This is a genomic window from Spongiactinospora sp. TRM90649, assembly GCF_029382225.1.
Taxonomy (GTDB): domain Bacteria; phylum Actinomycetota; class Actinomycetes; order Streptosporangiales; family Streptosporangiaceae; genus Spongiactinospora.
Genome location: NZ_JARLTC010000030.1, coordinates 132067 through 158197, shown reverse-complemented (window position 1 = coordinate 158197; position 26131 = coordinate 132067). Strand labels below are relative to the sequence as shown.

General features: G+C 71.6%; 21 protein-coding genes and 1 tRNA gene. 14 read left to right on the top strand and 8 right to left on the bottom strand.

Annotated features, from left to right (window positions below):
* The 3 genes from P3X83_RS30890 to P3X83_RS30880 all read left to right on the top strand — a co-directional run.
* The coding region (locus P3X83_RS30890; protein WP_277308810.1) for a trypsin-like peptidase domain-containing protein at positions 1-666 on the top strand (666 nt) is incomplete at its 5' end.
* A gap of 9 nt (positions 667-675) precedes the next feature.
* A complete protein-coding gene (locus tag P3X83_RS30885; RefSeq protein WP_277308809.1) occupies positions 676-1350 on the top strand; it encodes a response regulator transcription factor in 675 nt (224 codons plus the stop codon).
* Positions 1347-2567: a HAMP domain-containing sensor histidine kinase gene (locus P3X83_RS30880; RefSeq protein ID WP_277308808.1), complete on the top strand. Its 1221-nt coding sequence runs from the start codon at positions 1347-1349 to the stop codon at positions 2565-2567. The genes P3X83_RS30885 and P3X83_RS30880 overlap by 4 nt, the downstream gene beginning before the upstream one ends.
* Before the next feature lie 3 nt (positions 2568-2570).
* Here the strand turns inward: P3X83_RS30880 and P3X83_RS30875 are convergent, their stop codons facing one another.
* From P3X83_RS30875 to P3X83_RS30860, 4 genes are read right to left on the bottom strand one after another with little or no spacing between them, the layout of a single operon-like run.
* Positions 2571-3221, bottom strand: a complete 651-nt coding sequence (locus P3X83_RS30875; RefSeq protein ID WP_277308807.1) for a response regulator transcription factor — start codon at positions 3219-3221, stop codon at positions 2571-2573.
* On the bottom strand, positions 3214-4536 hold the full coding sequence (locus P3X83_RS30870) for a sensor histidine kinase (protein WP_277308806.1): 1323 nt from the start codon (positions 4534-4536) through the stop codon (positions 3214-3216). The genes P3X83_RS30875 and P3X83_RS30870 overlap by 8 nt, the downstream gene beginning before the upstream one ends.
* Positions 4533-5273: an ABC transporter permease gene (locus tag P3X83_RS30865; RefSeq protein WP_277308805.1), complete on the bottom strand. Its 741-nt coding sequence runs from the start codon at positions 5271-5273 to the stop codon at positions 4533-4535. Before P3X83_RS30865 ends, P3X83_RS30870 begins: the two co-directional genes overlap by 4 nt.
* Positions 5270-6244 (bottom strand): ABC transporter ATP-binding protein, encoded by a 975-nt coding sequence (locus P3X83_RS30860; RefSeq protein WP_277308804.1) that lies wholly within the window; start codon positions 6242-6244, stop codon positions 5270-5272. Before P3X83_RS30860 ends, P3X83_RS30865 begins: the two co-directional genes overlap by 4 nt.
* A 317-nt stretch (positions 6245-6561) precedes the next feature.
* On the opposite strand from P3X83_RS30860, the gene ppdK reads away from it, so the two are divergent.
* From ppdK to P3X83_RS30845, 3 genes are all read left to right on the top strand, one after another.
* Positions 6562-9207 carry a pyruvate, phosphate dikinase gene (gene ppdK, locus P3X83_RS30855; protein WP_277308803.1) on the top strand — a complete coding sequence of 882 codons (2646 nt, stop codon included), beginning with the start codon at positions 6562-6564 and terminating at the stop codon, positions 9205-9207.
* A gap of 58 nt (positions 9208-9265) precedes the next feature.
* Positions 9266-10498, top strand: coding sequence for a deoxyguanosinetriphosphate triphosphohydrolase (locus tag P3X83_RS30850; protein ID WP_277308802.1), 1233 nt, complete (start codon positions 9266-9268; stop codon positions 10496-10498).
* 90 nt (positions 10499-10588) lie between these two features.
* Positions 10589-11782, top strand: a complete 1194-nt coding sequence (locus tag P3X83_RS30845; RefSeq protein ID WP_277308801.1) for an FAD-dependent oxidoreductase — start codon at positions 10589-10591, stop codon at positions 11780-11782.
* 27 nt (positions 11783-11809) lie between these two features.
* Here the strand turns inward: P3X83_RS30845 and P3X83_RS30840 are convergent, their stop codons facing one another.
* A complete protein-coding gene (locus P3X83_RS30840; protein WP_277308815.1) occupies positions 11810-12760 on the bottom strand; it encodes a M23 family metallopeptidase in 951 nt (316 codons plus the stop codon).
* Positions 12761-12931: 171 nt separating this feature from the next.
* Between P3X83_RS30840 and dnaG the strand changes: the two genes are divergently transcribed.
* Positions 12932-14854 (top strand): DNA primase, encoded by a 1923-nt coding sequence (dnaG, locus tag P3X83_RS30835; protein ID WP_277308800.1) that lies wholly within the window; start codon positions 12932-12934, stop codon positions 14852-14854.
* Between the two features lie 956 nt (positions 14855-15810).
* Here dnaG and P3X83_RS30830 read toward each other — a convergent pair.
* A complete protein-coding gene (locus P3X83_RS30830; RefSeq protein ID WP_277308799.1) occupies positions 15811-16746 on the bottom strand; it encodes a LysR family transcriptional regulator in 936 nt (311 codons plus the stop codon).
* Positions 16747-16885: 139 nt separating this feature from the next.
* On the opposite strand from P3X83_RS30830, the gene P3X83_RS30825 reads away from it, so the two are divergent.
* Both P3X83_RS30825 and P3X83_RS30820 read left to right on the top strand, forming a co-directional pair.
* Positions 16886-18133: an MFS transporter gene (locus tag P3X83_RS30825; protein WP_277308798.1), complete on the top strand. Its 1248-nt coding sequence runs from the start codon at positions 16886-16888 to the stop codon at positions 18131-18133.
* A gap of 64 nt (positions 18134-18197) precedes the next feature.
* A complete protein-coding gene (locus P3X83_RS30820) occupies positions 18198-18425 on the top strand; it encodes an isochorismatase family protein (RefSeq protein ID WP_346742764.1) in 228 nt (75 codons plus the stop codon).
* Between the two features lie 427 nt (positions 18426-18852).
* Here the strand turns inward: P3X83_RS30820 and P3X83_RS30815 are convergent, their stop codons facing one another.
* Positions 18853-20127 (bottom strand): erythromycin esterase family protein, encoded by a 1275-nt coding sequence (locus P3X83_RS30815; protein ID WP_277308797.1) that lies wholly within the window; start codon positions 20125-20127, stop codon positions 18853-18855.
* A gap of 503 nt (positions 20128-20630) precedes the next feature.
* Between P3X83_RS30815 and rpoD the strand changes: the two genes are divergently transcribed.
* The 3 genes from rpoD to P3X83_RS30800 all read left to right on the top strand — a co-directional run bounded on the left by rpoD (position 20631) and on the right by P3X83_RS30800 (position 24061).
* Positions 20631-21734, top strand: coding sequence for an RNA polymerase sigma factor RpoD (rpoD, locus tag P3X83_RS30810; RefSeq protein WP_277308796.1), 1104 nt, complete (start codon positions 20631-20633; stop codon positions 21732-21734).
* Positions 21735-22232: 498 nt separating this feature from the next.
* Positions 22233-23591 (top strand): hypothetical protein, encoded by a 1359-nt coding sequence (locus tag P3X83_RS30805; RefSeq protein WP_277308795.1) that lies wholly within the window; start codon positions 22233-22235, stop codon positions 23589-23591.
* Positions 23588-24061, top strand: a complete 474-nt coding sequence (locus P3X83_RS30800) for a hypothetical protein (protein WP_277308794.1) — start codon at positions 23588-23590, stop codon at positions 24059-24061. The genes P3X83_RS30805 and P3X83_RS30800 overlap by 4 nt, the downstream gene beginning before the upstream one ends.
* Here P3X83_RS30800 and P3X83_RS30795 read toward each other — a convergent pair.
* The gene (locus P3X83_RS30795) at positions 24049-24396 is read right to left on the bottom strand and encodes a YtxH domain-containing protein (protein ID WP_277308793.1); all 348 of its coding nucleotides are present in this window, start codon (positions 24394-24396) and stop codon (positions 24049-24051) included. The genes P3X83_RS30800 and P3X83_RS30795 overlap by 13 nt on opposite strands.
* A 159-nt stretch (positions 24397-24555) precedes the next feature.
* Between P3X83_RS30795 and P3X83_RS30790 the strand changes: the two genes are divergently transcribed.
* Both P3X83_RS30790 and P3X83_RS30785 read left to right on the top strand, forming a co-directional pair.
* Positions 24556-24628, top strand: a tRNA-Asn gene (locus P3X83_RS30790).
* 277 nt (positions 24629-24905) lie between these two features.
* Positions 24906-26129 (top strand): nitric oxide synthase oxygenase, encoded by a 1224-nt coding sequence (locus P3X83_RS30785; RefSeq protein ID WP_277308792.1) that lies wholly within the window; start codon positions 24906-24908, stop codon positions 26127-26129.
* Positions 26130-26131: the final 2 nt, after the last annotated feature.

The following is a 26131-nucleotide window of genomic DNA, read 5'->3' as shown; positions in this document are numbered from 1 at the left end:
GCCGGGGCCCGCCTCACCGGAGGCCCGCCGTCCCCGGCCGCGCTGCCGAGGTCCACGGCCGGGCCCGTGGCCGCCCAGGCGGGCGGGCTCGGCGCGGTCGCCGCCAGGGTGCTGCCCAGCGTGGTCTCGGTGGAGAGCGGCCGGGGCGCCGGCTCCGGCTTCGTGATCGACGCCGCCGGGCACGTCCTCACCAACGAGCACGTGGTCTCCGGGCGGAGCCGGGTCACCGTCGTGTTCGGCGACGGCCGCCGCGCCCCGGCCAGGGTGGTCGGCTCCGACGCCGGGAACGACCTCGCCGTCCTCGCCGTGGACGGCACGACCGGCCTGACCCCCGCCGTGCTCGGCCGCTCGGCCGATGTCGCCGTCGGCGACCAGGTGCTCGCCGTCGGCTCGCCGCTCGGCCTGTCCGGCACCGTCACCTCCGGCATCGTCAGCGCGGTGGACCGGCGGGTGCCGTTCGGCGCGGGCGGCGAGACCACCGCCGTGCAGACCGACGCCTCCATCAACCCCGGCAACTCCGGCGGCCCGCTGGTGAACGCCAGGGGCGAGGTGATCGGCGTTAACACCGCGATCCTGTCATCAAGGAGCGGCGGATCCATCGGCATCGGGTTCGCCATCCCCATCGACCGCGCCGCGGACGTCGCGGAGCGCATCATCCGGAACTAGGTTCATGCCATGCGACTGCTTGTGGTCGAGGACGAAGAAGACCTGGTCGACGCGCTGCGGCTGGGGCTGGTGCGCGCCGGCTACGCCGTGGACGTCGCCTACGACTTCGCGGAAGCCGAGGAGAAGCTCCAGATCAACTCCTACGACCTGGTGCTGCTCGACCTGAACCTGCCCAGCGGCGACGGCTTCGAGCTGTGCCGGATCGTGCGCGCGGGCGAACAGGGCCAAAGCGTGCGGATCATCATGGTGACCGCCCGCGACCGGCTCGACGACCGCGTCCGGGGGCTCGACGAGGGCGCCGACGACTACCTGGTCAAACCGTTCGCCTTCCCCGAACTGCTGGCCCGCGTGCGCGCGCTGCTGCGCAGGGACGCCGTGGCCGGCCGCACCGCGGTGCTGGAGGTCGGCGCGCTGCGGCTGGACACCGCCAGGGTCGAGGCCCAGCACCGGGGGCGCCCGCTGAGCCTCACCCCCAAGGAGTTCGGCGTGCTGCACTACCTGATGACCCGGCCGGGCCACGTGGTCTCCACCGAGGAACTCCTCGAACACGTCTGGGACGAGCACACCGACCCGTTCACCAACACCGTGCGGGTCACCGTCGGCAACCTGCGCCGCAAGCTGGGCGCCGACGGGGTGATCGAGACGGTCATCAGCCGCGGCTACCGGCTCAGGGAGGCCGGGTGAGACACCTGCCGCCGTTCATGCAGACGATCCGCTTCCGGCTGACCGTGCTGTACTCCGGCCTGCTCTTCCTGCTGGCCGCCACCGTGCTCGGCGCGGTCTACTACGGCGTGGCCGCCTCGACCGACGAGCGGCCCGTGTCCAAGGAGTACGCCGAGGTCGTCAGCAAGGAGACCGGCACCGTCCTCGGGCGCGAGCCGGTCGTGCGGGTCAGGGAGTGGGAGAACCTGATCAACCTGAAGACTTTGGCCACGCTGCGGCGCTACGCCTTCGTCACCCTCGGCGGGCTGCTGGTGGCGAGCCTGGGCATCGGGTGGATGCTGTCGGGGCGGGTGCTGCGCCCGGTGCGCTCGATCACCCGGGCCGCGGCCGAGATCCAGGCGACCGATCTGTCGCGGCGCATCCGCCTGCGCGGGCCCAAGGACGAGCTGCGCGACCTCGCCGACACGGTGGACACCATGCTGGACCGGCTGGAGGCCGGGTTCCGCGCGCAGCGGCAGCTCATCGACGACGCCTCGCACGAGCTGCGCAGCCCGCTGGCGATCATCCGGGCCAACGTGGACACGGTGCTGACCTCGCCGGACAGCACCGAGGAGGAGCGGGCGCGGGCCTCGGCGATCGTGGACCGGGCGACCACGCGGATGACCCGCCTGGTGGAGGACCTGCTGGCCACCGCCCGCCGTACGGCCCCGGCCCTCGCCGACGCCGACGTGGACTTCGGCCGGGTCGCCCTGGAGGCGTGCGACGACTTCGAGACCCTCGCGGCCGGGCGTGCCATGCGGATCGTCCGCGAGGCGCCCACCGGGCTGATCGTCATCGGCGATCACGACGCGCTGCGCCGCGCGGTGGGCAACCTGCTGTCCAACGCGGTCCGCCTGGCCCCGCACGGCAGCGCCGTGGGCGTGGCAGCGGGCCGCGCCGAAGGCTGGACCTGGGCGGCCGTCCGCGACCAGGGGCCAGGCCTGGCCGAGGACGACCGCCACCGGGTCTTCGACCGGTTCTGGCGCGGCGAGACCGGCAGGCGAGACCGCCACTCCGGCCTCGGCCTGGCCATCGTCCGCCAGATCGCCGAGTCGCACGGCGGCCACGTGCGGCTCTTCTCCCGCCTGGGCGTGGGCAGCACGTTCGTGCTGTGGCTCCCGGACCGCGACGCCAAGGCCAGAACCCCTGTCGTGCCCGCCTTCGACCCGACCGAACCCGCCCGCACGGCCCCCCGGTAGTGCTCAGCCGCCGGGGGTGGACGGGCCGAGGATGCCACGGTCGTAGGCGGTCGCGACGGCGGCGGCGCGGTCCTTCACCCGGAGCTTGCCGTAGATGTGGGTGAGGTGGCTCTTGACCGTGGCCTCACTGATGAACAGCACGGCGGCGATCTCGCGGTTGGAGGTGCCCTTGGCGACCAGGCGCAGCACCTCGCGCTCGCGGGTGCTCAGCGCCTCGTTGCCGGGGGCGCGCACCCGCGAGACCAGCCGGGCGGCGATGGCGGGAGACAGCACCGTGCGCCCCTCGGCGGCGGCCCGGACGGCGGCGAACAGCTCGTCGCGGGGGGCGTCCTTCAGCAGGTAGCCGGTCGCGCCCGCCTCGATGGCCGGAACCGTGTCGGAGTCGGTGTCGTAGGTGGTCAGCACCAGCACCTTGGCCCGGACACCGCGTCGCGACAGCTCCCCGATGGCGGCCACGCCGCCGCCCCCGGGCATGCGCAGGTCCATCAGCACCACGTCGGGGTCGAGCCGGACGGCCAGCTCCACGGCCGCCACGCCGTCCGCCGCCTCGCCCAGCACGGTGAAGCCCGGGGCGGCGGCGAAGATGCCGAGCAGGCCGTGCCGCACGATCGGGTGGTCGTCCACGATCACGAGTGTGATCGGCCGCTCAGTCATGGCGCACCAGCGGCACCCGGGCCGAGACGGCGGTGCCCGCCCCCGGCTCGGACTCGATGTCCAGCTCCCCGGCGATGCGCTCGGTGCGGGCCCGCATGCCGCGCAGCCCGAAGCCGGACACGGGCACGCCGTCCGCCGGGCGGACGGCCGCGAGGTCGAAGCCGCGCCCGTCGTCGCGGACGTCGAGGCTCACCTCGTCGTCCATGTAGGAGAGCGTGACGCCGGCGCGGGTGGCGGCGGCGTGCCGTCCGACGTTGGCCAGTGCCTCCTGGGCGATGCGTAGCAGGGTGGCCTCCACCTCGTCGAGCAGCGGCTCGGCGTGCCCGGTGACGGTGAACGCGGCGGGAACCCCCGTCTCCGCGGACCAGGCCACGACGATCTTCTCCAGCGCCTCCGGCAGCGCGTCATGTTCGAGCTGGCCGGGGCCGAGGTCGTGCACGGAACGACGGGCCTCGCCGAGGCTGTGCCTGGCCAGCGCGGTGGCGCGGGCGATGTGGTCGCGGGAGGCGGCCTGGTCGGCGCTGTCGGCCGCCGCCTCCAACTGGGTGACGATGCCGGTCAGCCCCTGCGCGATGGTGTCGTGGATCTCGGCGGCCAGCCGGGTGCGCTCCTCGTTCACCCCGGCCTCCCTGGCCTGCGCCAGCAGGCGGGCCTGCAGCCCGGCGTTCTCGGCGAGCGCCTGCTCCAGGCGGGCGTTGGCGAGCCGCAGCTCGGAGATGGTGGCCGCACTGGCCGCGGTGTGCTCGGTCTCCTTGGCGGTGAGGCCCTCGAAGAACAGGGAAAGCGAGGCGTTGATCACGAAGATCGCGGCCAGGGCGGGCCACTGGCGGTCGCTCGGCGGCAGCCCCCCGGACTGCGAACCGGACATGGTCACCGCGGTGGCCACCAGCCCGGCCCGGACCAGGCGCCGGGGCAGCAGCGGGCCCGCGTCGAAGTAGCCGAGCAGCGCGTAGATGGCGAAGAACGGGTTGAGCCAGGTGAGGGCGAAGCCGATCAGGTAGCGCAGCGCGTAGTAGACCTGGCTCGCGGCGGAGGGCACCGGCCGCCGCTCGGGGCCGGTGCTCCACCACACGTGCAGGGTGAGGGCGAGGGCGATCAGCACCATGGCGATGACCACTTCCGTGCCGGTCATCAGCAGGTCCATGGTGAACGCCGCGCTCACCGAGGCGAGCGCCAGCAGCACGTACGGCCCGCGGCGCAGGAAGTACCCCCACCAGGTGTCGGCCACCGACGGCGCGTCCTCCGGCCCCCGCACGCCCGGGGCGGGCGGCGCGGCGCCGTACGTGGCGCGCTTCGGCGCCCTCGGCAGCCTCACTCCCAGCGGAACCATCGGGCCGCCGCGGCCGACAGGACCACCGTCCAGGTCAGCATCACCACGATGTGGGCGAGCCCCGGCCACGAACCGCCGGCCGCCTCGTCGAGGGCCTGGGTGGCGGCGCCGAACGGGGTGAACTCGATCACCCGCCGCATCGTCTCGGGCAGGACCTGGATCGGCACGTAGACGCCGACGCTGAACATCGCGGGGAAGAAGATGATCGTGCCCACCGCGGTGCTGACCTTGGTGTTCGGCGTCACGGCGGAGATGGCCGCGCCCAGGGCGAGCGCGCAGAGGATGGTCAGGAGCAGCACCAGCAGGCTGCCCGGCAGGTGGCCGGTGGGGCGCACGCCGTACAGGATGCCGCCCACCGCGACCACCAGGGCGCACGCGACCAGGGCGGCGGCGCCGTGCAGCACCATCTGCGCGTTGAGCAGCGCGGACGGCCGCACCGGAGTGGTGGACATGCGGCGGAGAATACCTTGTTCCCGGTATCCGGTGAGGACAGGTGGCATGGCCTGAATCCCGGCCATGATCGCGCCGAGCAGCGCGGCCACCGGCATGTAGAGGTCGATGACGCGGCGTCCGCCGAGGCCGGGGTCGGCCACCTGGAACGAGGGGATCAGGCCGAGGATCCCGAGGAGCAGCGGGGGGAAGGCGATGATCCAGAAGATGGCGGACGGCTCGCGGGCGAACAGTCGCGCCTCCGCCCTGAGCACGGCACCGGCCCCGGTCATCGGGTGACCTCCTTCGCCTTGTCGTTCGCCTTGTCGTTCGCTCTGTCGTTCGGGTCGTCGTTCCCCTCGTCGGTCAGGTCGAGGAAGGCGTCGTCGAGGGTGCCCGCCTCCACGCGCAGCCGCCGCGGGGTGACACCGCGCCCGGAGAGCAGCGCGATGACCGGCGCGGCGGTGTCGTCGGTGCCGGTGATGCTCACCCGCCCTTCACCGTCGGTGCGCGTCGGCCCGGCGCCCGGAAGGGCGGCCAGCTCTGCCAGCTCGTCCCCGGTCAGCGGGCGCGACGGGACGAAGGAGATCTCCGTGCCCCCGGCCGCGGCGTCGATCAGCCCGGTCGGGGTGTCGAGCGCGATCACCTTGCCCGCCCGGATGACGGCGATGCGGTCGCACAGGTGCCGGGCCTCCTCCATGAAGTGGGTGACCAGCAGCACGGTGACCCCGGTGTCGCGGATCTCCTCGATGAGCTTCCAGGTGTCGCGGCGGGAGCGCGGGTCGAGCCCGGTGGTCAGCTCGTCGAGCACGACCACCTTCGGCGCGCCGACCAGCGCGAGCGCGATGAACAGGCGCTGCTTCTGGCCGCCGGAGAGCTTGCCGAACCGGGCGTCGAGCCGGTCGCCGAGCCCGAGGCGCTCGGCGAGCGGACGCCAGTCGGCGGGGGTGGGGTAGAAGGCGCTGTAGAGGGTCAGCGCCTCGCGCACGGTCAGCTTGGCCTGCAGGTGGCTCTCCTGGAGCTGCGCGCCGAGCACCTCGGTGAGCCGGGCGCGGTCGGTCGCCGGGTCGATCCCGGCCACGCGCACTCGCCCGGCGTCGGGGACGCGCAGGCCCTCGACGCACTCCACGGTGGTCGTCTTGCCCGCGCCGTTCGGGCCGAGGACGCCGAAGATCTCGCCCTCCTCGACCGCGAAGGAGACGCCGTCGACCACGGGCCGCCCCGCGTAGGACTTGCGCAGTCCGTCGACTTCGATGATTGCCATACGAAGAGCTTCCCGGCCGGGCGCCTGGCGCCGCATCGCCCGACCCGCTCGGACGTGCATCATCCGATCGGTGGATACGGGCCCTGGACCATCGGCTGCACCGGGGCGGGCCCAATTGGTTTACACCAATTGGTATAAACCAATTCGCTGGAGCTCTCGGATTTGATCCAACTTGAATTGGATTAGACCTCCTTGAGTGCTCTGACCTGGGTAAACGTATTATTTCCAGATGGGTGACGTTTCGTCATCAACTTCATCGGTACAGTCCCACTAAGGCGGATCGATGCGTTCACAAGACGCGCGTAGAAGGAGTCGCGGTGCCGAAGTTCGTCTACGACTTCACCGAGGGCAACAAGGATCTCAAAGATCTTCTTGGGGGCAAGGGGGCCAACCTGGCCGAGATGACCAACCTCGGGCTGCCCGTCCCTCCGGGCTTCACGATCACGTCCGAGGCGTGCCGTGGTTACCTCGCCGACGGCGCGTTCCCCGCCGGTCTCGACGACGAGATCGCCGCCCACCTGTCGGCGCTGGAGACCCGGATGGGCAAGCGTCTCGGGCAGCCGGACGACCCGCTGCTGGTGAGCGTGCGCTCGGGCGCCAAGTTCTCCATGCCGGGAATGATGGAGACCGTCCTCAACATCGGCCTCAACGACGAGTCCGTCCACGGGCTGGCCAAGCAGGCGGGCGGCAACGACCGCTTCGCCTGGGACTCCTACCGTCGCCTGGTCCAGATGTTCGGCAAGACCGTGCTCGGCATCGACGGCCGCTTCGAGGACGCCCTCGACGAGCTGAAGGGCGGTCGCGACGACCTCGACCTCACCGCGGCCGACTTCCAGCGCCTGGTCGAGGTCTACAAGGGCATCGTGCGCGAGGAGACCGGCCGTGACTTCCCGGCCGACCCGCGCGAGCAGATGCGAATGGCCGTGGAGGCCGTCTTCGAGTCGTGGAACGCCCCGCGCGCCGTCCTCTACCGCCGCCAGGAGCGGATCCCGGCCGACCTCGGCACCGCCGTCAACATCTGCACCATGGTCTTCGGCAACCGGGGCATGGACTCCGGCACCGGCGTCGCCTTCACCCGCGACCCCGGCAGCGGCCACCAGGGCATCTACGGCGACTATCTGCAGAACGCCCAGGGTGAGGACGTCGTCGCCGGCATCCGCAACACCATGCCGCTCGAACGGCTCGGCACGATCGACCCCGACTCCTACGCCGAGCTGCTGGCGATCATGGAGAAGCTGGAGAACCACTACCGCGACCTGTGCGACATCGAGTTCACCATCGAGCGCGGCAAGCTGTGGATGCTGCAGACCCGGGTGGGCAAGCGCACCGCCGCCGCGGCCTTCAGGATCGCCGTGCAGCTCGCCGACCAGGGCCTGATCGATATCGACGAGGCCGTGCTGCGGGTCTCCGGCGGGCAGCTCGCGCAGCTCATGTTCCCGCGCTTCGACACCGACGTGGCCGCGAAGAAGATCACCAGCGGCATGAACGCCTCGCCGGGCGCCGCCGTCGGCAAGGCCGTGTTCTCCACGCCGCGCGCCGTCGAGCTGGCCGCGCAGGGCGAGGACGTCATCCTGGTCCGGCGTGAGACCAACCCCGAGGACCTGGCCGGCATGATCGCCGCCAGGGGCATCCTGACCAGCCGGGGCGGCAAGACCTCGCACGCCGCCGTGGTCGCCCGGGGCATGGGCAAGACCTGCGTCTGCGGCGCCGAGGAGCTGGAAGTGGACACCCGCGCCGGCCGTGTCACCGCCCCCGGCGGAGTGGTGATCGAGGAGGGCGACGTGCTGTCCATCGACGGCACGAGCGGGGCCGTCTACCTGGGCGAGGTGCCCGTGGTGGACTCCTCGGTGGTGGAGTACTTCGAGGGCGCCGAGCCGTCCGACGAGCTGGTGCGGGCGGTGGACCGGATCATGCGGCACGCCGACTCCGTGCGCGCGCTCGGCGTGCGGGCCAACGCCGACAACCCCGAGGACGCGGCGCGCGCCCGGCGGTTCGGCGGGCAGGGCATCGGGCTGTGCCGCACCGAGCACATGTTCCTCGGCGACCGGCGGCGGCTGGTCGAGGACCTGATCCTGGCCGACGGCGACGAGGAGCGGAAGGCCGCGCTGGACGCGCTCGAACCGCTGCAGCGGTCCGACTTCGAAGAGATCTTCGAGGCCATGGACGGCCTGCCGGTGACGATCCGCCTGATCGACCCGCCGCTGCACGAGTTCCTGCCGGACATCGTGGACCTCTCGGTGAAGGTCGCCAGGGGCGAGGGCACGGACAAGGACACCAGGCTGCTGGAGGCCGTCCGCCGCCTGCACGAGCAGAACCCGATGCTCGGCCTACGCGGCGTACGGCTCGGCCTGGTAGTACCCGGCCTGTTCGCGATGCAGGTCAGGGCGATCGCCGAGGCCGCCCGCGCCCGTCAGGCCAAGGGCGGCGACCCGCGCCCGGAGATCATGATCCCGCTGGTCGGGGCCGTCCAGGAGCTGGAGCACGTGCGCGAGGAGGCCGAGGGCATCCTGCGCGAGACCGGCGTGGACGCGCTGATCGGCACGATGATCGAGGTCCCCAGGGCCGCGCTCACCGCCGCGCAGATCGCCGAGGCCGCCGACTTCTTCTCCTTCGGCACCAACGACCTCACCCAGATGACCTGGGGCTTCTCCCGCGACGACGTCGAGGCGGCGTTCTTCGGGAAGTACCTGGACCTGGGCGTCTTCGGGGTGTCGCCGTTCGAGACGATCGACCGCGACGGCGTCGGCCGGCTGCTGCGGATCGCCGCGGAGGAGGGCAGGCGCACCCGCCCCGACCTCAAGCTCGGCATCTGCGGCGAGCACGGCGGCGACCCCGAGTCGGTGCGGTTCTGCCACGAGGTGGGGCTGGACTACGTCTCGTGCTCGCCGTTCCGGATCCCCGTCGCCCGCCTGGAGGCCGGGCGCGCCGCGATCAGCGGCGCGACGACATCCGACACCCGCTGATTGTTACGTTCCTGTTGGTCATGTGATGTCGGTAATGGGGAATAGTCTCCAGTTACCGATGAGTCAGTACAACGAGCACGACCAGGAACGATGGGCGCCGGAACCTCCCGGCAACCCGGAACGAGGCGTGTTCGAACGCGACCGCGCGCGGGTGCTGCACTCCGCCGCGCTGCGCAGGCTCGCGGCCAAGACCCAGGTGGTCGGGCCGGGGGAGACGCTGGGCAACGGCCAGCACATCCCCCGGACCCGGCTCACCCACTCACTGGAGTGCGCCCAGGTGGGCCGGGAGATGGGCAAGGCCCTCGGCCGCGACCCCGACCTCGTCGAGACCGCCTGCCTGGCCCACGACCTCGGGCATCCGCCGTTCGGGCACAACGGCGAGGCGGTGCTCGCCGACCTGGCCACCGGGTGCGGCGGCTTCGAGGGCAACGCCCAGAGCCTGCGGCTGCTCACCCGGCTGGAGGCCAAGGTCGTCACCGAGGACGGCCGCAGCGCCGGCCTCAACCTGACCAGGGCCGCCCTCGACGCCGCCACCAAGTACCCCTGGCCCGCGCGCGGCGAGGGCCCGTTCGGCGTCTACGAGGACGACCTGCCGGTCTTCCGGTGGTTCAGGGACGGCCTGCCGGACGGCAGGGTGAGCTTCGAGGCGCAGATCATGGACTGGGCCGACGACGTCGCCTACTCCGTGCACGACCTGGAAGACGCGCTGCACTCCGGGCACGTCACTCTCGACGCGCTGCGCTCGCCCGTGGAGCGCGCCGAGGTCTGCGAGCGGACCGTCGGCTGGTACGCCCCCGGCGCCGACCCCGCCGCGCTGGAGCCGATCCTGGCCAGGCTGGTGGCCCAGCCGTACTGGCCACGGCACTTCGACGCCTCGCTGGCCGACCTCGCCGCGCTGAAGGGCCTGACCAGCGCCTTGATCGGACGCCTGTGCCGGTCGGCCCAGGACGCCACCGTCCACGCGTACGGCGAGCGCACCGGGCGCTACGACGCCGACCTGGTAGTGCCGGAGACCACCCGGCTGGAGTGCGCGCTGCTGAAGGGGATCACCGCGCACTATGTGATGTGCCGCGCCGACCACAACGCCAACCAGGCCAGGCAGCGCGAACTCGTCGCGGAGCTGGCCTCGGCGATCACGCTGGGCGCGCCCGGCACGCTGGAGCCCGCGCTGCGGCCCGCCTTCACCAGGGCCGGGACCGACGCGGGCCGGGTGCGGGTGGTCATCGACCAGATCGCCTCGCTGACGGACACCTCGGCCGTCGCGTGGCACGCCCGGCTCTGCCGGGGTTGAACCCCCGCTCTGGGGGATATGAGGGATACCCGGCCATCGGATGGCGTTCGGCCGTGCGTCTGCTCACGCGGAGGAAGCGAGGAGGTCCCAATGGCGGGACATGTCATCATCGGTGCGGGCCTGGCGGGGGCGAAGGCCGCCGAGACGCTGCGCGAGGAGGGCTACGACGGGCCCGTCACGCTGATCGGCGCGGAGGAACTGCGCCCCTACGAGCGGCCCCCGCTGTCCAAGGACTACCTGCTGGGCAAGAGCGAGCGCGAGGCCGCGTTCGTGCACGAGCCGGGCTGGTACGCGGCCAACGCCGTCGATCTCCGGCTCGGCGACCCCGTCGTCTCGATCGACCTCGACGGGCGCACGGTGCGGCAGGCGGGGGGCGCGGTCATGCCGTACGAGCGGCTGCTGCTCGCCACCGGCTCGTCGGCCAGGCGGCTTCCGGTGCCCGGCGGGGAACGCGCGATGACGCTGCGCACGTTCGGCGACAGCGACCGGCTGCGCCGCGCGTTCGCCGGGGCCGGCCGGGTGGTCGTGGCCGGGGCGGGCTGGATCGGCCTGGAGACCGCCGCCGCGGCGCGCGAGGCCGGGTGCCACGTGGTGGTCGTGGAGCCGGAGCCCGGCCCGTTGAACCGGGTGCTCGGCCCTGAGGTGGGCGCGGTCTTCACCGCCCTGCACCGCCGTCACGGCGTGGAGTTCCGGTTCGGGACGGGCGTCGAGGAGATCACCGCGACCGAGGTCCGCACCGCCGAGGGGGAACGCCTGCCCGCCGACCACGTGGTGGCCGGGATCGGCGCGGCCCCCAACGTGGACCTGGCCCGCGAGGCCGGGCTGGCGGTGGGCGAGGGCGTCCTGGTGGACGCGTCGCTGCGCAGCACCTCCCACCCCGACGTCTTCGCGGCGGGCGACATCGCCGAGGCCGAGCACCCCCTCTACGACCGGCCGGTGCGGGTCGAGCACTGGGCCAACGCGCTGCACGGCGGGCCCGAGGCGGCCCGCTCGATGCTCGGCCGTACGGTCGCCTACGACCGGGTGCCCTACTTCTTTACCGACCAGTACGAGCTGGGCATGGAGTTCAGCGGCGACGTCACCGGGTACGACGAGGTGATCTTCCGGGGGTCCGTGGACGACCTGGAGTTCGTCGCCTTCTGGCTGAGCGGCGGCAGGGTCGTGGCCGGGATGAACGTCAACGTCTGGGACGTGGTCGACCCGATCCAGGACCTGATCCGGCGGGGCGGCACGCCCGACCCGAAGTCTCTCGCCGACCCCGGCGTGCCGCTCGAATCCCTCTGACGATTCTGTCTCGGCTCTTCTCGGCCGCTACGGCCGGGTCGCGCCGATCGTGGCGTGCGGCGGCGACGGGTGGACGACCGGCGGCGTCGGGTCCGGCTTGCGCTTCTTCTTCCGCTCCTGCGGCTGCGGGGTGCTCACCGTCGGGGCGTTGCCCGAGCAGAGGATCTGGCAGGCGGGCTCGGCGCCCGCCTGCTTCCGGACGGCGAGCATCTCCTCGCGGGGCGAGAGGGTGCGGTTGCCGTCGCGCCAGGCGTCCAGGTAGTCCCACGGCCTGACCATGCCCCGGCGCACCCACCACGCCCCCGGCGACGCCTTCCAGGAGATGGCGAAGTAGAGGTTGGTGGCGTCGCCCGCGGCGTTGCCCGAGTTGCCGACGCGGCCGAGGGTCTGCCCGGCGTTGACCTTCTGGCCGGGGGTGAGGCCGGGGGTCACCGAGTCGAGGTGGCCGCCGAGGTAGCGCACGCCGTCCATGCCGATGATCGACACGAAGCGGCCCTCGCGGTCCTTGCCCTGGTTGGTGGCGGCGCTCCACGCGTCGCCGTAGGAGACCTCGTCGATCGTGCCGTCGATCGGCGCGATGAAGGCGCAGCCGCGCTCGGCCCAGATCGTGGTCTTGGTCAGCACCAGCAGCTTGCGCGCGTACTTGGCCTCGCAGTCCTTCACCGGGAAGGCGTAGGTGTACTTCGAGATCTTCGGCGGCGGCACGCGCACCGGCTCGTAGCCGGGCGGGCGGTTCACGCCGGAGCCGGGCCCGGTCGTCGCCGTACCGCCTTCGGCGGCCCCACCGGCCGCTTCCTCCGCCGGGGCGGGGATCGTGGCGATGACGCCAGGCGAGGACGCCGGTTCGGCCGTCGGCGAGACCGTGGCGACGCCCGCCACACCGCCGGCCGAGGCGCAGGCACCGGTCAGGAAGGCCGCACCGGCCGCCGTGGCCGCTGCGGCCAGACGTCCGAAACGTCTGTTGTGCCCCGATCTCATCTTCTCCACCCGCGTACGGTATCCGGAAAGGCCCCGCCGAGGGGCCACTACCTTTCTAACTGACTGCCACATTCGTCATGGGCGGTTCGGAAAAGTGGGTAGACGTCCCTCCGCCTCGCCAATCGGGGAACCCGTGCGCGATCTGTCGGTCCCCGCCAATAGACTCGCGGCGTGGCAGGCCGGATCAGCGACGACGACATCGCGCACGTCAGGGAGCGTTCACCGATAGCCGACGTGGTGGGCGAGCACATCCAGCTCCGCAACGCCGGCGGAGGCAACCTCAAGGGCCTGTGCCCCTTCCACGAGGAGAAGAGCCCCTCCTTCAACGTCACCCCAGCCCGCGGCTACTGGTACTGCTTCGGCTGCGGTGAAGGCGGCGACGTCATCACCTTCGTCCGGCGGCTGGAGCACCTGAGCTTCTCCGAGGCGATCGAGCGGCTGGCCCAGCGGGCCGGCATCCAGCTCCGCTACGAGCAGGGCGGCTACGTCCCCGGCCGGGAGCAGGGCGAGCGCACCAGGCTGATCGAGGCCCACCGCGCCGCCGCCGAGTACTACGCCGAGCAGCTCGGCGGCCCCGAGGCCGCCCCCGGCCGCAAGTTCCTGTCCGAGCGCGGCTTCGAGCGGGTCGACGCCGAGCACTTCGGCGTCGGCTTCGCCCCGCCCGACTGGGACCGCCTGGCCAAACACCTGATGGGCCGGGGCTTCACCGCCGCCGAACTGATCAAGGGCGGCCTCGCCAAGGAGGGCCGCAGAGGCCCCATCGACCGGTTCCGGGCCCGCCTGGTGTGGCCGATCCGCGACATCACCGCCGACGTGATCGGCTTCGGGGCGCGCAAACTGCTCGACAACGACGACGGCCCCAAATACCTGAACACGCCGGAAAGCCCCCTCTACAAGAAGAGCGAGGTCCTCTACGGCCTCGACCTGGCCAAGCGCGAGATCTCCAAGCGCTCCCAGGCCGTCGTCGTCGAGGGCTACACCGACGTCATGGCCTGCCACCTCGCCGGGGTCCCCACGGCGGTGGCGACCTGCGGCACCTCCTTCGGCGAGGGCCACATCAAGGTCCTCCGGCGGCTGCTGCTCGACCAGGCCGAGTTCCGCGGCGAGGTCGTCTTCACCTTCGACGGCGACCCGGCGGGCCAGAAGGCCGCGCTGCGCGCCTTCGCCGAGGAGCAGAAGTTCGTCACCCAGACCTTCGTCGCGGTCCAGCCCGACGGGCTCGACCCGTGCGACCTGCGGGTCAAGCACGGCGACGCCGCGGTCAGAGACCTCGTCGCCAGCCGCGAGCCGCTGTTCGCGTTCGCCATCCGCAGCGTGATCGCCCGCTACGACCTCGCCACCAACGAGGGCAGGCTCGCCGCCCTCGACGCCGCCGCGCCCATCGTGGCCTCCATCAAAGACCGCGCGCTGCGCCAGATGTACGCGATCGACCTCGACCGCTGGCTCGGCTTCCTCAACGAACAACTCGTGATCGGGCGGATCTCCGAGATGGTCGGCCAGGGCGGCGGCGCTTCCGGTGGTCCGGGCGGGGCGGGGCAGTCGCGGCGTGGCGACCAGGCCGGTCGGCGCGGCGACCAGGCCCAGCGGCCCGCCCGGCAGACCGAGCGCGTCCCCGATCCCGGCGACCCCGGGGTGCGCGTCGAGGCGGAGGTCCTCAAGCTCGCCGTCCAGCGCCCGGCCCTGCTCGGCCCCGGCTTCGACGCCCTGGGCCCCCAGGCGTTCACCCTCCCCGAACACGTCGAGCTCTACGCCTGGCTCCTCGGCGCCGGCGGCACCGCCCAGGCGGGCCCCGGCGGCCGCGAGTGGATCGACCGCCTCCTCGACGGCGTCTCCGACGCCATCCGCCCCATGATCACCCGCATGGCCGTCGAGGCCCTCCGCATCGACACCGGCGGCGAGGAACGCTACGGCGCGGCCATGCTCGCCGCCCTGGAGGCCATCGCGGTCGACCGCGCCATCGCCCAGTCCAAGTCCCGCCTGCAACGCCTCAACCCCGTGGAGCAGCAACAGGAGTACAACCGCCTCTTCGGCGAACTGGTCGCCCTGGAACAACAACGCCGAGTCCTCCGCGACCGAGCCGCCGGCAGCGCCTAGCCCACCCCTCCCGCCACCGGGCCTCGCTGCGCTCGGGCTGTTCCTCTTGGGGCCGGGCTCCGCCCGACGCGTCCCACGCTGGTCACCGCACCGCCCGTCCAGGTCGCGTTCTGGGCAGGGGGAAGGCGGCCTGCCAGAAGCCGCCGACTTGTACTTGAGCTGTAGGAACCGCCACCATTTACGCGACCTGACGGGCCACCAATCGCCGTCCTCCGCTGTTTCGTCGCGTTCCGGGCGGGCGTGTACGGCATGCGGTGGCAGTCGCCGACGCCGATCCTGGGTGCCATGGGTGTGTCCACCGTCGGGGTCGTGACGGTGACAGGCCGCGCGTTTGCGCAGATCACGGCGCTCAACTCAGGGTTCGCCCAGCAGAGCCACCGTTCCTTGAACACTCCCGGTGCCGTCGGTGCCCGGCGCGTGCAGGGTGCTTGTGGTGCTCGCCGTTGCGTCGTCGGCTACCAGGGCCTTGCCGCTGCTGCTGCCGCTGGTGCCGTCCGTTCGCTCAGGGCCAGGTGCACCCGGCCGTGCCTTCTGTTGGCTGGGCCGGGCGAAATGGCCCTCGCGATCGCGGCACGCCGTACATGCGGGGGAGTACGGCATGCGGCGGTAGCCGCTCTCGATCTTTCGTGCTCGCCGTCACGTGTGCGGCCGGCAGGGGCTTCGCACGGCTGCCGGTGCCGGCCCTTCGCTTAGGAGCAGGGCGCCCTCCGCTGATTCCGGGTGCAGTTTGCGCGCCGGCGTCGGTCGCCTACCTCCGATGGACGGAGAGGCGGGGAATCACGGGGCACCGCCCGACCTGAGGCGTGCGATGAGCGGGGGTGAGAGGGCCGCTGGTCGTGGGGGCTCGGCGGCGAGGAGCGGTGAAGGGGGCCGCGCTGGTCGGGGCGGGCGTCGGCCGTCGCGGCACCCATCCGCCTCGGCATGGACGAGAGCCTCGGTCTCGGTCCGGTCTGGGGTCAGTGGGGGGTGGCCCAGGCGGGTACCCAGGTGTCAGGCGCGCTGTGGCCAGGGGTTGTGGTGGCGAGGTGGTCGCGGAGGGTGGGGAGGGCCGGGTGGGAGTTGTCACGGTGCCATAGGAGGGAGTGTGGGTAGACGGGCGTGGGGCCGGTCACCGGGATGCGGCGCAGGCCGTAGCCGGTGGGCCAGACGAGGCGGGTGTGCTCGCCCATGAAGGTGGCCAGGGCCGGGGTGTCGGCGATCGTGTCGAGGAGCGCGTCGGAGCCGAAGTTGGGCCCCGTCGCCTCGATGGTGAGGTCGAACTCGGCGACGAGGTCGTCGTAGTAGGCGGCCCACTCCGTGCCCTGGACGATGCCGGGCATCCAGATCCGGTGCCCGGTGAGCCGGGCCAGGGGCACCGACCGACTGGACGCCAGCGCGTGCGCCGGGCCGGTGAGGAGCTGGAGCGGTTCGTCGAGGACCCTGACGGACCTGATGTCGTCAGGAAGGGGCCGGCCGGGCACGGCGACCGCGCGGAAGGACGCGTCGATCACGCCCGACCGAATGGCGGCGACGGCCGTGTCGATGTCGAACAGCATCACCACGTCGAGTTCGATCTCCGGGTGCGCGCGGTGGAACTCACGGAGCAGCCCCGACTGCGCGCCGCGTGAGGCGAGGACATCGACGCGCAGCGGACGGCTGCCCGCGCGGACGGACGCGACCGCGCGCTCGGCGACCCGGAGCAGGTCGCGGGCGTGGGGCAGGAACGCCTGCCCGTCGATGGTGAGCTCGGCGCCGCGCGGAGTGCGGGTGAACAGCCGGACGCCGAGGTCGCGCTCCAGCGCGGCGATGCGCTTGGAGACGGCCTGCTGGGTGATCGCCAGCTCGGCGGCGGCCTCCTGGAACTGCCCCGTGTCGGCGGCGGCGAGGAAGGTTCGGACGGTGTCGAGGTCCATGCGGACACCCTATCGATACAACGTTTGGTTGTGCAGAGGTGGCCTGTGGTTGTTTGATCCCCTGATGCACCGCGCGCTTTGATGCCTTTCGATCGCGAATCGGTTGTGCGGGCGAGGCGAGTGGCGAGGGGCATCGGGCATGCGGAGCGGGCATCGGCTGGGGCGGTCGTTCGGGTGGTTGTGGGGAGCGTACGCGACCAGTGCGCTCGGCACCTGGCTCGCCTTCGGCGCGTTCCCGCTGATCGCCGTCCAGGTGCTGGACGCCGGTCCGGCGGAGGTCGCGGCGTTGTCCGCCGTGGCGGCGGCGGTCGGCGCGGCCGTGGCGGTGCCGCTCGGCCCGTGGGTGGAGTTCCGCCGCAAGCGGCCGGTGCTGATCGGAACGGACCTGGTGCGGTTCGCGGCGCTGCTGACCATCCCCGCCGCGTTCGCGCTCGGGGTGCTCTCCTTCGTTCAGCTCCTGCTGGTCTCGGTCGTCGTCGCGGCGGCGGACATCACCTTCCGGGCCGCCTCCGGCGCGTACCTGAAGACGTCGCTCCCGGTCGGGGACCTGCTCGTCGCCAACGCCCGGTTCGAGTCCACGGCCTGGACGACCACGATCATCGGCCCGCCGCTGGGCGGTGCCGCGATCGGGCTCCTCGGCCCGGTCGCGACGGTGGTGGCCGACGCGGTCAGCTACCTGCTCTCGGCGCTGGGCATCCGCGCGATGGGCGGCCAGGAGCCGCGGCCCGTGCGCCGGGACGGCGTGCGCACGCGCCCCCGCGACCTGCTCGACGGCTGGCGGCACATCTTCGCCGACGCGACGCTGCGCCCGTTGTTCTTCAACACCACCGTGTTCAACGGGCTGGTGATGGCCACCGACGCGCTGCTGGCCGTCCTGATGCTCGGCGAACTCGGGTTCACGCCGTGGCAGTACGGCCTCGCCTTCGCCGCGCCCGCGATCGGCGGGCTGTTCGGTTCGCGGCTGGCCCGCCCCCTCGTCACCCGGTTCGGGCAGCACCGGGTCCTGGTCGTGGCCGGGACGCTGCGCGCGCTCTGGCCCCTCGGCCTGGTCTTCGTGGGGCCGCCGAACGCAGGGGGGCTGCCGCTGGTGATGGGCGTCGAACTCGGGCTCATCTTCTGCTGCGCGGTCTTCAATCCCGTCTTCGCGACATACCGGCTCGAACGCACCCCGGCCGACCGGGTCACCCGCACACTGTCCGCCTGGACGGTGACGACCAGGGCCTCCACCGCGCTCCTGACGGCCGTCTGGGGCGTCCTGGGCGGCCTGTTCGGGGCGCGCACGGCCATCGGTCTGGCCGGGGTGCTGCTCCTGGCGACCCCGCTGTTGCTTCCCCGGCGCGCGCCTTCGCCCGCCAGGGCGTCCTCATCACCGAAGGAGAGAACGTGACCGCCACGCCCGCGTCGCTGGACCCACGGACGGCCGCGCTGCTCGTCATGGATTCCAGGAGGGGATCCTGGCCTCGGTCACTGACGCCGCCGACCGGGACTACCGGCTCTACGTCCTCTCCGACTGCGTCGCCGGCCCGGACCCGCAGGTCCACATGGTTCTGATGACCAGCGTCTTTCCGAGGCTGGCCGACATCGTCGACACCGCCGAACTGCGGTCGTTCCTGGAGGGGAGCCGCAATCCCGACGGGACGCGGCCGGGGCTCGGTTCCGGCCGCCGACGGATCATCTGATCGCTCTCGCTCTCAGGGCCTGTTCGGCGCAAGGGTGGCCGTGCCGTCGTTTATCGACATTCGGGTGGATGCGGCGCGCCGAGTCTGGAAGACGGCGACCGAAGGCATCCCTTTCACGCGGTTCACAGCACTCACGCCCAGCCCTGGGGCGGAAGATCCATTGCCGCTCGGCAGGGGATCCGCTCCAGCCTGCGGTTCGGGGGGATCCCGAGGGTGTCCAGCGCCGGGGGCGCGGCGGGGGAGGAAACACGTTTGCGCGGATCGCGGCACCCGTCTCAGCATCCTCCCCAGCAGAGCCACCGTTGCTTGCGCGCCGCCCGCCCAGGCCAGAGCATCCGGATGTGCTGCTTACCTGTGTGGATGCACTGCAATTCGGGGATTTACTCTACTTTGTAAAGGCATGCGGTGGATGGGCGGGCGTGGGCGGTCAGCGCTGGACCACGTAGTCGGTGCCGGTTGTGTGGGATACGTGGGCGATGGCGTCGAAGGCCGCGAATACCGGCATGTCGAGGAAGTAGTCGGCCATCCGGGAGTGCTGGAAGGTGTCCGCGTCATGGATGTGGGGGCGGGCCGCGCGGAGGTCGGCGAGGGTCCAGAGGGCGTCGGTGGGGAAGGCGGCCTCGATGCTGTGGTCGGCGGGCGGCGAGAGCGGTGCGTCGTACCAGGTGCCCTCGGGGTGTTCCGGTGTCGCCTCGCCCACCGTGGTGGTGCGGCCGTGGCTCGCGGTCACGCCGATGGCCCGGTAGTCGTCTCCAAGGGCCGCGGCGAGGTGGGCTCCGGCCGGCAGCAGCGGGCGGTCGTCGCTCTCGGCCGCGGGAGTGCGCTGGATGTGCCAGTTGTGCGCGGCCAGCACGACACGAGCGCCCGGGTCCTCCTCCAGCAGGCGCAGGACCGACTCGGCCATGTAGACGTCGCGGAACGTCGACGCGGCCTCGAAGTCCTCCTCGGTGGTGGCGCGGTGGAGCTGGTCCAGGTACCAGGCTCCGCGAAGGTGCCACATCGCCGTGTCGTGCTCGCCCCCGTGGCCCCGGCCGCGCCGGACGAGGCTCAGCCGTCCCAGCCGGGCCGTCAAGCGGCTCAGTGCGCTGGTCAGCGTGTCCCGCTCGCCGGGGCCGAGTTCGTGGTAGCGGGCGAAGGCCCGCATGGTGACGGGGTCGTGGAAGCTCCGGGCCACGCCGGTCGCCGCCTCCAGGGCGGGCAGCGCGTCGGGGCAGGCCCGGTTCACGTATTCGGTGATCGCCTCCAGCGCGGGCAGGGGCGATCCGAACGCGCCGGGCAGGTCGGTGCCGGCGCACCTGAGCGGCCGCCCTTCGGTCTTCTCGTTCCGCTGCCGGATCCAGGTGAGCGCCTCGTGCATCTCCCGGCACTGCCCCAGGGACATGGCGATGCCGCTCTCGGCGATCTGTTCCACCGTCCCGGGGCCGCCCCGCACCCACTCCTGCAGAACCTGTCCCTGGGTGAAGGGGGCCTCCAGGGCGTACACCTGGAAGCCGCAACGTTCGACCAGGAAGCGCAGGATGCGGTGGCGTACCTGGTAGAACTCCCGAATGTGGTGCGAACTCTCTCCCAGCGCCACCACCCGCGCGTCGCCGACGACGTCGCGGAGCGGTTCGAGGTCGTCCAGGCGGGCGTCGAAGTCCAGGGTGTCGATGGCGGTCCCGTGGTCACGGATCCAGCTCGCCATGTTCATCCGCCCGGTCATCTATCGCCTCCATGCGCTCAGGTGTCCGCACGTCCTGCTGTCTGAGAAGACGGTTTCACGGTGCGACGGCGGCGTTCGTCCCCCTGGGAGAGGGTGTTCGCCCTACGCCGTGGGGACCGGTCGCGTCGTGGACTACTGCGCCGGTAGTAGTGCGGGGGACCAGAGGGATGAGGGAGGGCGATGGTGACGACTCCCGTGTATACGGGGTTGACCGTACTCCCGTGTAGGGCTGGGGAGCAGCAGGTGGATTAGGGGTGATTTGCGGTGAAAGTTGGGGCACCCTGCCCTGCCCGAGCGGCCAGGCCGCTCGGGAAAAGATCGCGTAATGGGCATTACTTTCCTGAAGGCGCTTGAGCCAAACCTATAGCAGATCTCGTTTTGGTAATGACCTCCGCCTTACCATCGGTGACAAAAATAGGTCTGCCGTTTTACGGGCCCAATACAGCAGACTGTGTTCCGTGGGTGCATCGGTTCTGCCAAGTGGGCCGCCATCGGTAGACCAGGTGGCGGACCTCGTCGCGAAGGGAAGGGAGCGCGGAAGCGTCACTGTCGACGACGTGGCCGCCGCGCTCGACCGATCCGAGCTGCCGTCCGACGCGCTGGAGCGCGTCGTGCGGATGCTCGCCGAGCAGGGTGTGGAGGTTCTCGAACCACAGGGTGACGAGGACACCGCTCGGGTCGATGACGAAGACACCGTCAAGCGGGCGCCAACGAGCGATCTGGTCCGCATCTACCTGCGGGAGATCGGCAGAGTGCCCCTGCTGACAGCGGAGGAGGAGGTGGAACTGGCGAAGTCCATCGAGGCCGGGCTGTTCGCGGAGGAGAAGCTGGCCGGCGGTGTCCTGCGGCTCGCTCACCCGGAGCTCCAGGAACTGGTCTGGGACGGGAACCGGGCCAAGCAGCGGCTGATCGAGGCCAACCTGCGACTGGTCGTCTCGATCGCCAAACGCTACGTCGGGCGCGGCATGCTGTTCCTGGACCTGATCCAGGAGGGCAACCTCGGCCTGATCCGCGCGGTGGAGAAGTTCGACTACACCAAGGGCTACAAGTTCTCCACCTACGCCACCTGGTGGATCCGCCAGGCGATCACCCGGGCCATCGCCGATCAGGCGCGTACGATCCGGATTCCGGTCCACATGGTGGAGACGATCAACAAGCTCGTGCGCGTCCAGCGTCAGCTTCACCAGGATCTCGGCCGCGAACCCGCGCCGGAGGAGATCGCGGTGGAGATGGACCTCCCCGTCGACCGAGTGGTGGAGATCCAGCGGATCGCGCAGGAACCGGTGTCCCTCCAGTCGCCGATCGGCGAGGAGGACTCCGACCTCGGAGACTTCATCGAGGACGCGGACGCGGTGGTGCCCATGGAGGCCGCCGCGTTCATCATGCTGCAGGACCAGCTCGACGACATCCTGGCGACGCTGTCCGAGCGTGAGCAGCGCATCATCCAGTTGCGGTTCGGTCTGTCCGACGGGCACCCTCGCACCCTCGAAGAGGTGGGCAGGGAGTTCGGCGTGACCAGGGAGCGGATTCGGCAGATCGAGTCGAAGACCCTCGCCAAGCTGCGCCACCCCACCAGGGCCCAGATGCTGCGCGACTACCTCGATTGACATCTGACATCGCGATCACACCGGTCGCGGCGATCACGACCTTTTCGTGATCGTCGCCACCGGTGCGATCGGTCGGGCCGGACACCCGGCGCACCCGGACGGCCCCTTCCGGGCGTTCGGTTGCGCGGGATCCGACACACCCGCCCTGACCAGCGGATATGTGGGTGGAAAAGCCTTGCCCGGCCGCCGTATTGGTGATCATCGGTGCGATCTTCCTTGCGATGAACCGTGCGATCATCCGCATTGATCGACGACCGTACGGCGGGACCCTGGGCGTGGGTGTAGGAAAACCAGCGGGCAATTCCCACAAATGCATGGGTATATACCGATCTTCTGTGTGTGTATTTCGGAATGTGCGGCCAGGGGCGACGGATCCGGCCAGGACGGCCGGGAGGAGGGGCGTGGCGGGTGCTTGTTGGGGGTTCGCTGACCGGTTCTGGGTGAACGCGCCGCTACGCAGGGGTGTTCACCTTGAACATAACAACGCAAACTGGATGGATGGAGGCGCGGCCCGCGGTTGACGACGCCGCGCTCGGGCGCGAGGCACTTTCCGTGCTCGACGCGAACTGGACGGGTACGGCCACCGTGCCCGCACCCGGGCTCTACCCGCACCAGTGGAGCTTCGACTCCGCCTTCGTGACGATCGGCCTGGCGCGGGCCAACCCGGGCAGGGCCAGGGCCGAGCTGGCCGGGCTGCTGGGCGGCCAGTGGCGGACCGGCATGGTGCCGCACATCCTCTTCCGGACGGCCGGCGGCTACTTTCCGGGCCCCTCGGTGTGGCGGTCGCACGACAACGCCGCCGCCCCGAGAGACGTGGCCACCTCCGGGCTGACCCAGCCCCCGCTGCACGCGCTGGCCGTCTGGTGGCTGTGGCGGTACGCGGACGACCCGGAGACGGCCGAGGGCTTCGTCAGGCAGGTCTACCCGATGCTGATCGCCCAGCACGACTACCTGGAGACCACGCGCGACCTGGGCGGCGCGGGGCTGGCGGCGATCGTGCATCCGTGGGAGTCGGGGATGGACGACAGCCCGGTGTGGGACTCCCCGCTGGCGGCGCTGCCCGCCGTCCGGTACGCCTACCACCGCGAGATGCTGCCGGGCAGGCACCCGGACAACCACCACGACCGCTACGTGTCGCTGGCGCTGAGCTACCGCGACTCCGGATACGACACGAGATATCTGCGGCAGGACCATCCGTTCGCGGTCGAGGACCCGATGTTCAACGGGATCTGGCTGGCCTCCTGCGAGGCGCTCGCCGAGCTGGCGCCGGTGGCGGGCGCCGATCCCCGGCCGCACCTGGAGGCGGCCGAGCGGATCAGGGGCGCGCTGGCCGCCCGGCTGTGGAACGGCTGGGACGGCCTCTACTACGCCCGCGACCTGCGGGCGGGGGCCCCGATCCCGATCGCGACCGTCGGGTCGTTCGCGCCGCTGCTCGACCCGCGCATGCCCGGCGAGCAGGTGTCGGCCCTGGTCGCCACGCTGGAGTCGGGCAGGTTCATGGGCGCGGCCGGATATCCGGTGCCGAGCATCGACATCCGGGCCGCGCAGTTCGACCGCTCCCACTACTGGCGCGGCCCGTCGTGGGTGAACACCAACTGGCTGCTGTGGCACGCGGCGGGATCGCACGGCTTCACCGAGCTGGCCCAGGTGCTCTCTGCCTGCACCCTGCGGCTGGTGCGGCAGGCAGGCTTCCGCGAGTGCTTCGACCCCTTCGACGGCAGCGGCCGGGGCTGCCGCGACTTCTCGTGGTCGGCAGCGCTGACGCTCGACCTGCTGGCCGACGCGGCGCTCACCGCCGGAACCGGGCCCGAGCCCGAGTCGGGCGCCGGACCCGGCCTGGGTACGTTGGGGGCATGAAGCTGCCTTTCGGCTCGCGCCGCCTGCCCGCCGGCGTGTCCGTCGACGACGGCGAGCGCGTGCTCACGCACGCCGGGACCGACGACGACGGTCACCTCGTGGCCACCGACCGCGCGCTCTACCTGCCGGGCGGCGCGCGGCTGCCCTGGTATCTGATCGACCGGGGCGAGTGGGGCGAGGACGGCCTGCGGCTGCTGACCACCGAGGGCAAGCGTCACGTGTTCCGCGTCCCCGTCCCCGGCCGCCTGCCCGAGGTGGTCAAGGAGCGGGTGACGTCGTCGATCCTGGTCAGCCGGCACGTGCCGCTGCCCGGCCGGGGCGGCGTGCGACTGGTCGCCCGCCGCGTGCCCGGCCAGGACGAGCCCATCTGGGAGTTCCTCTTCGACGAGGGGCTCGACCCCGACGACCCGGGCCTGCGGGCTCTCGCCGAGCAGGCCCTGGAGGGCGTGCGGCGCAGCTATGGGATCTGATTCCGGCTGGTTCCGCCGCCGCGGCGCCCGCTCGTGGTGTTCTCCGGCCCCCAGGCGTCCGTTCCGCCGTCATGGCCGCCCGTGTGGTCGTCGCGGTGGCCGTCACGGCCGAGGAACGGCACGTGGTCGCTCAGGACGCCGCCTGCCTTGTCCTTCGCCGCCCCCGCGGCCTGTGAGACCCGCGCGCCGAACAGGCCCGCCGCCTCCTGCACGGCGGGACTGTCCACGACCCGCTGCGTGGCCCGCTTGATCTGCTCGTAACGCTCTCGCCCGGCCCGGCTGCCCAGGACGTATCCGACCGCCAGCCCGACGGCGAACGTCACTCGATAACGCACCTTCTCCACCTCCGCCTGTCGTAGGTCTCCCCGCTACCCCGCTATCAGGCTCCCTACCCCGAGGCGCGGTTGGAGCACGCACCCGTGGATGTGCGCTAATCTAGTGCCGCGCGGTGCGAACAGGGCCGAAGGGTTTGAGATTCGCAGGTGCGCACGCGGTCCCGCGTAGCTCAATCGGCAGAGCGTCCGGCTGTTAACCGGCAGGTTACAGGTTCGAGTCCTGTCGCGGGAGCGTTGATGGCAAGGCCCTCGGGTGATCCCGGGGGCCTTGTTCGTTTGCGTGAGATCATGCCCTGGATCGCGGATTTAACCGATTAACCTGCTGTTTTCCGGGTTTGCAAGACAGATCAGAGATCATCACAGAAGATGTCATATGCCTCGCGTATGTCACGTGAGGCGTTCGCGGAATCGGATTCGGACGCGGCGGGGCAGGGCCGTCGCGTGCAGGACGCGCTCGCCGTCCCGGAGCGGCGACGCCGTCCGTGTGTCGACAGTGGGCGGTTTCTCACGTGCTGACCTGGCGAAGGTCCCGGCCGTTCGGCCCGGACCCCGACCAAGGCTTCCCAACGGACGCAATCGGAGCGGAACACGGGTGTCCCGTCACGGGCGACCCGCCGGACACGCATCCGCCCGGGACGGCCGACCTGATCGAAGCCGAGGGCTTCCTGACCTCCTACCACCGGGAGAACCCCCACGCCGGCTCGATCAGGCCCCGGCTGCGCGAGGTGCGCGCCGAGTTCGAGTCCACCGGCACCTACACGCACACCCCGGAGGAACTCGCCCACGGCGCGAGGGTGGCGTGGCGCAACAGCGGCCGGTGCATCGGGCGGCTGTACTGGAAGTCGCTGCGGGTGCGCGACCGGCGCGGGACCTCCACCGCCGAAGGGGTGGCGGTGGAGTCGGTGGAGCACCTTCGCCAGGCGGCGCCGGGCGGGAAGATCCGGCCGACCATCACCGTGTTCGCCCCCGACCGGCCTGGCAGGCCCGGGCCGCGGATCTGGAACGAGCAGCTCATCCGCTACGCGGGCTACCGCAAGGCGGACGGCTCGGTGGTCGGCGACCCCCGCAACGCGGACCTCACCGACGCGGTGCGCCGGATGGGCTGGCGCGGCGGTGAGGGGACCGCGTTCGACGTCCTGCCGCTGGTGGTCAGGGGAGCGGAGGGCGCGCCGCTGCTGTGCAGCGTGCCGGGCGACGCCGTGCTGGAGGTGCCGCTGACGCACCCGTCCTACCCGTGGTTCGGACGGCTCGGCCTGCGCTGGCACGCCGTCCCCGCGATCTCCAACATGGCCCTGGAGATCGGCGGGATCCGCTACCCGTGCGCGCCGTTCAACGGCTGGTACATGGGCACCGAGATCGGCGCGCGGAACCTGGCCGACGAGGACCGCTACAACCTGCTCCCCGCGATCGCCGGGCAGCTCGGCCTGGACACCTCCACCGACCGCTCGCTGTGGCGCGACCACGCGCTGGTGGAGCTGAACGTGGCGGTGCTGCACTCCTTCGACTCGGCCGGGATCCCGATCAGCGACCACCACACCGAATCGCGGCGGTTCCTGACGCACCTCGCCCGGGAGGAGAAGGCCGGGCGCGTGTGCCCGGCCGACTGGAGCTGGATCGTCCCGCCGATGTCGGGGGCGGCGACGCCCGTCTTCCACCGGTACTACGAGGACGTCGTGCTGTCCCCGGCGTTCGTGCCGCACGCCGATTCGCTGCCGCCGGAGCCGGATTCCTAGCC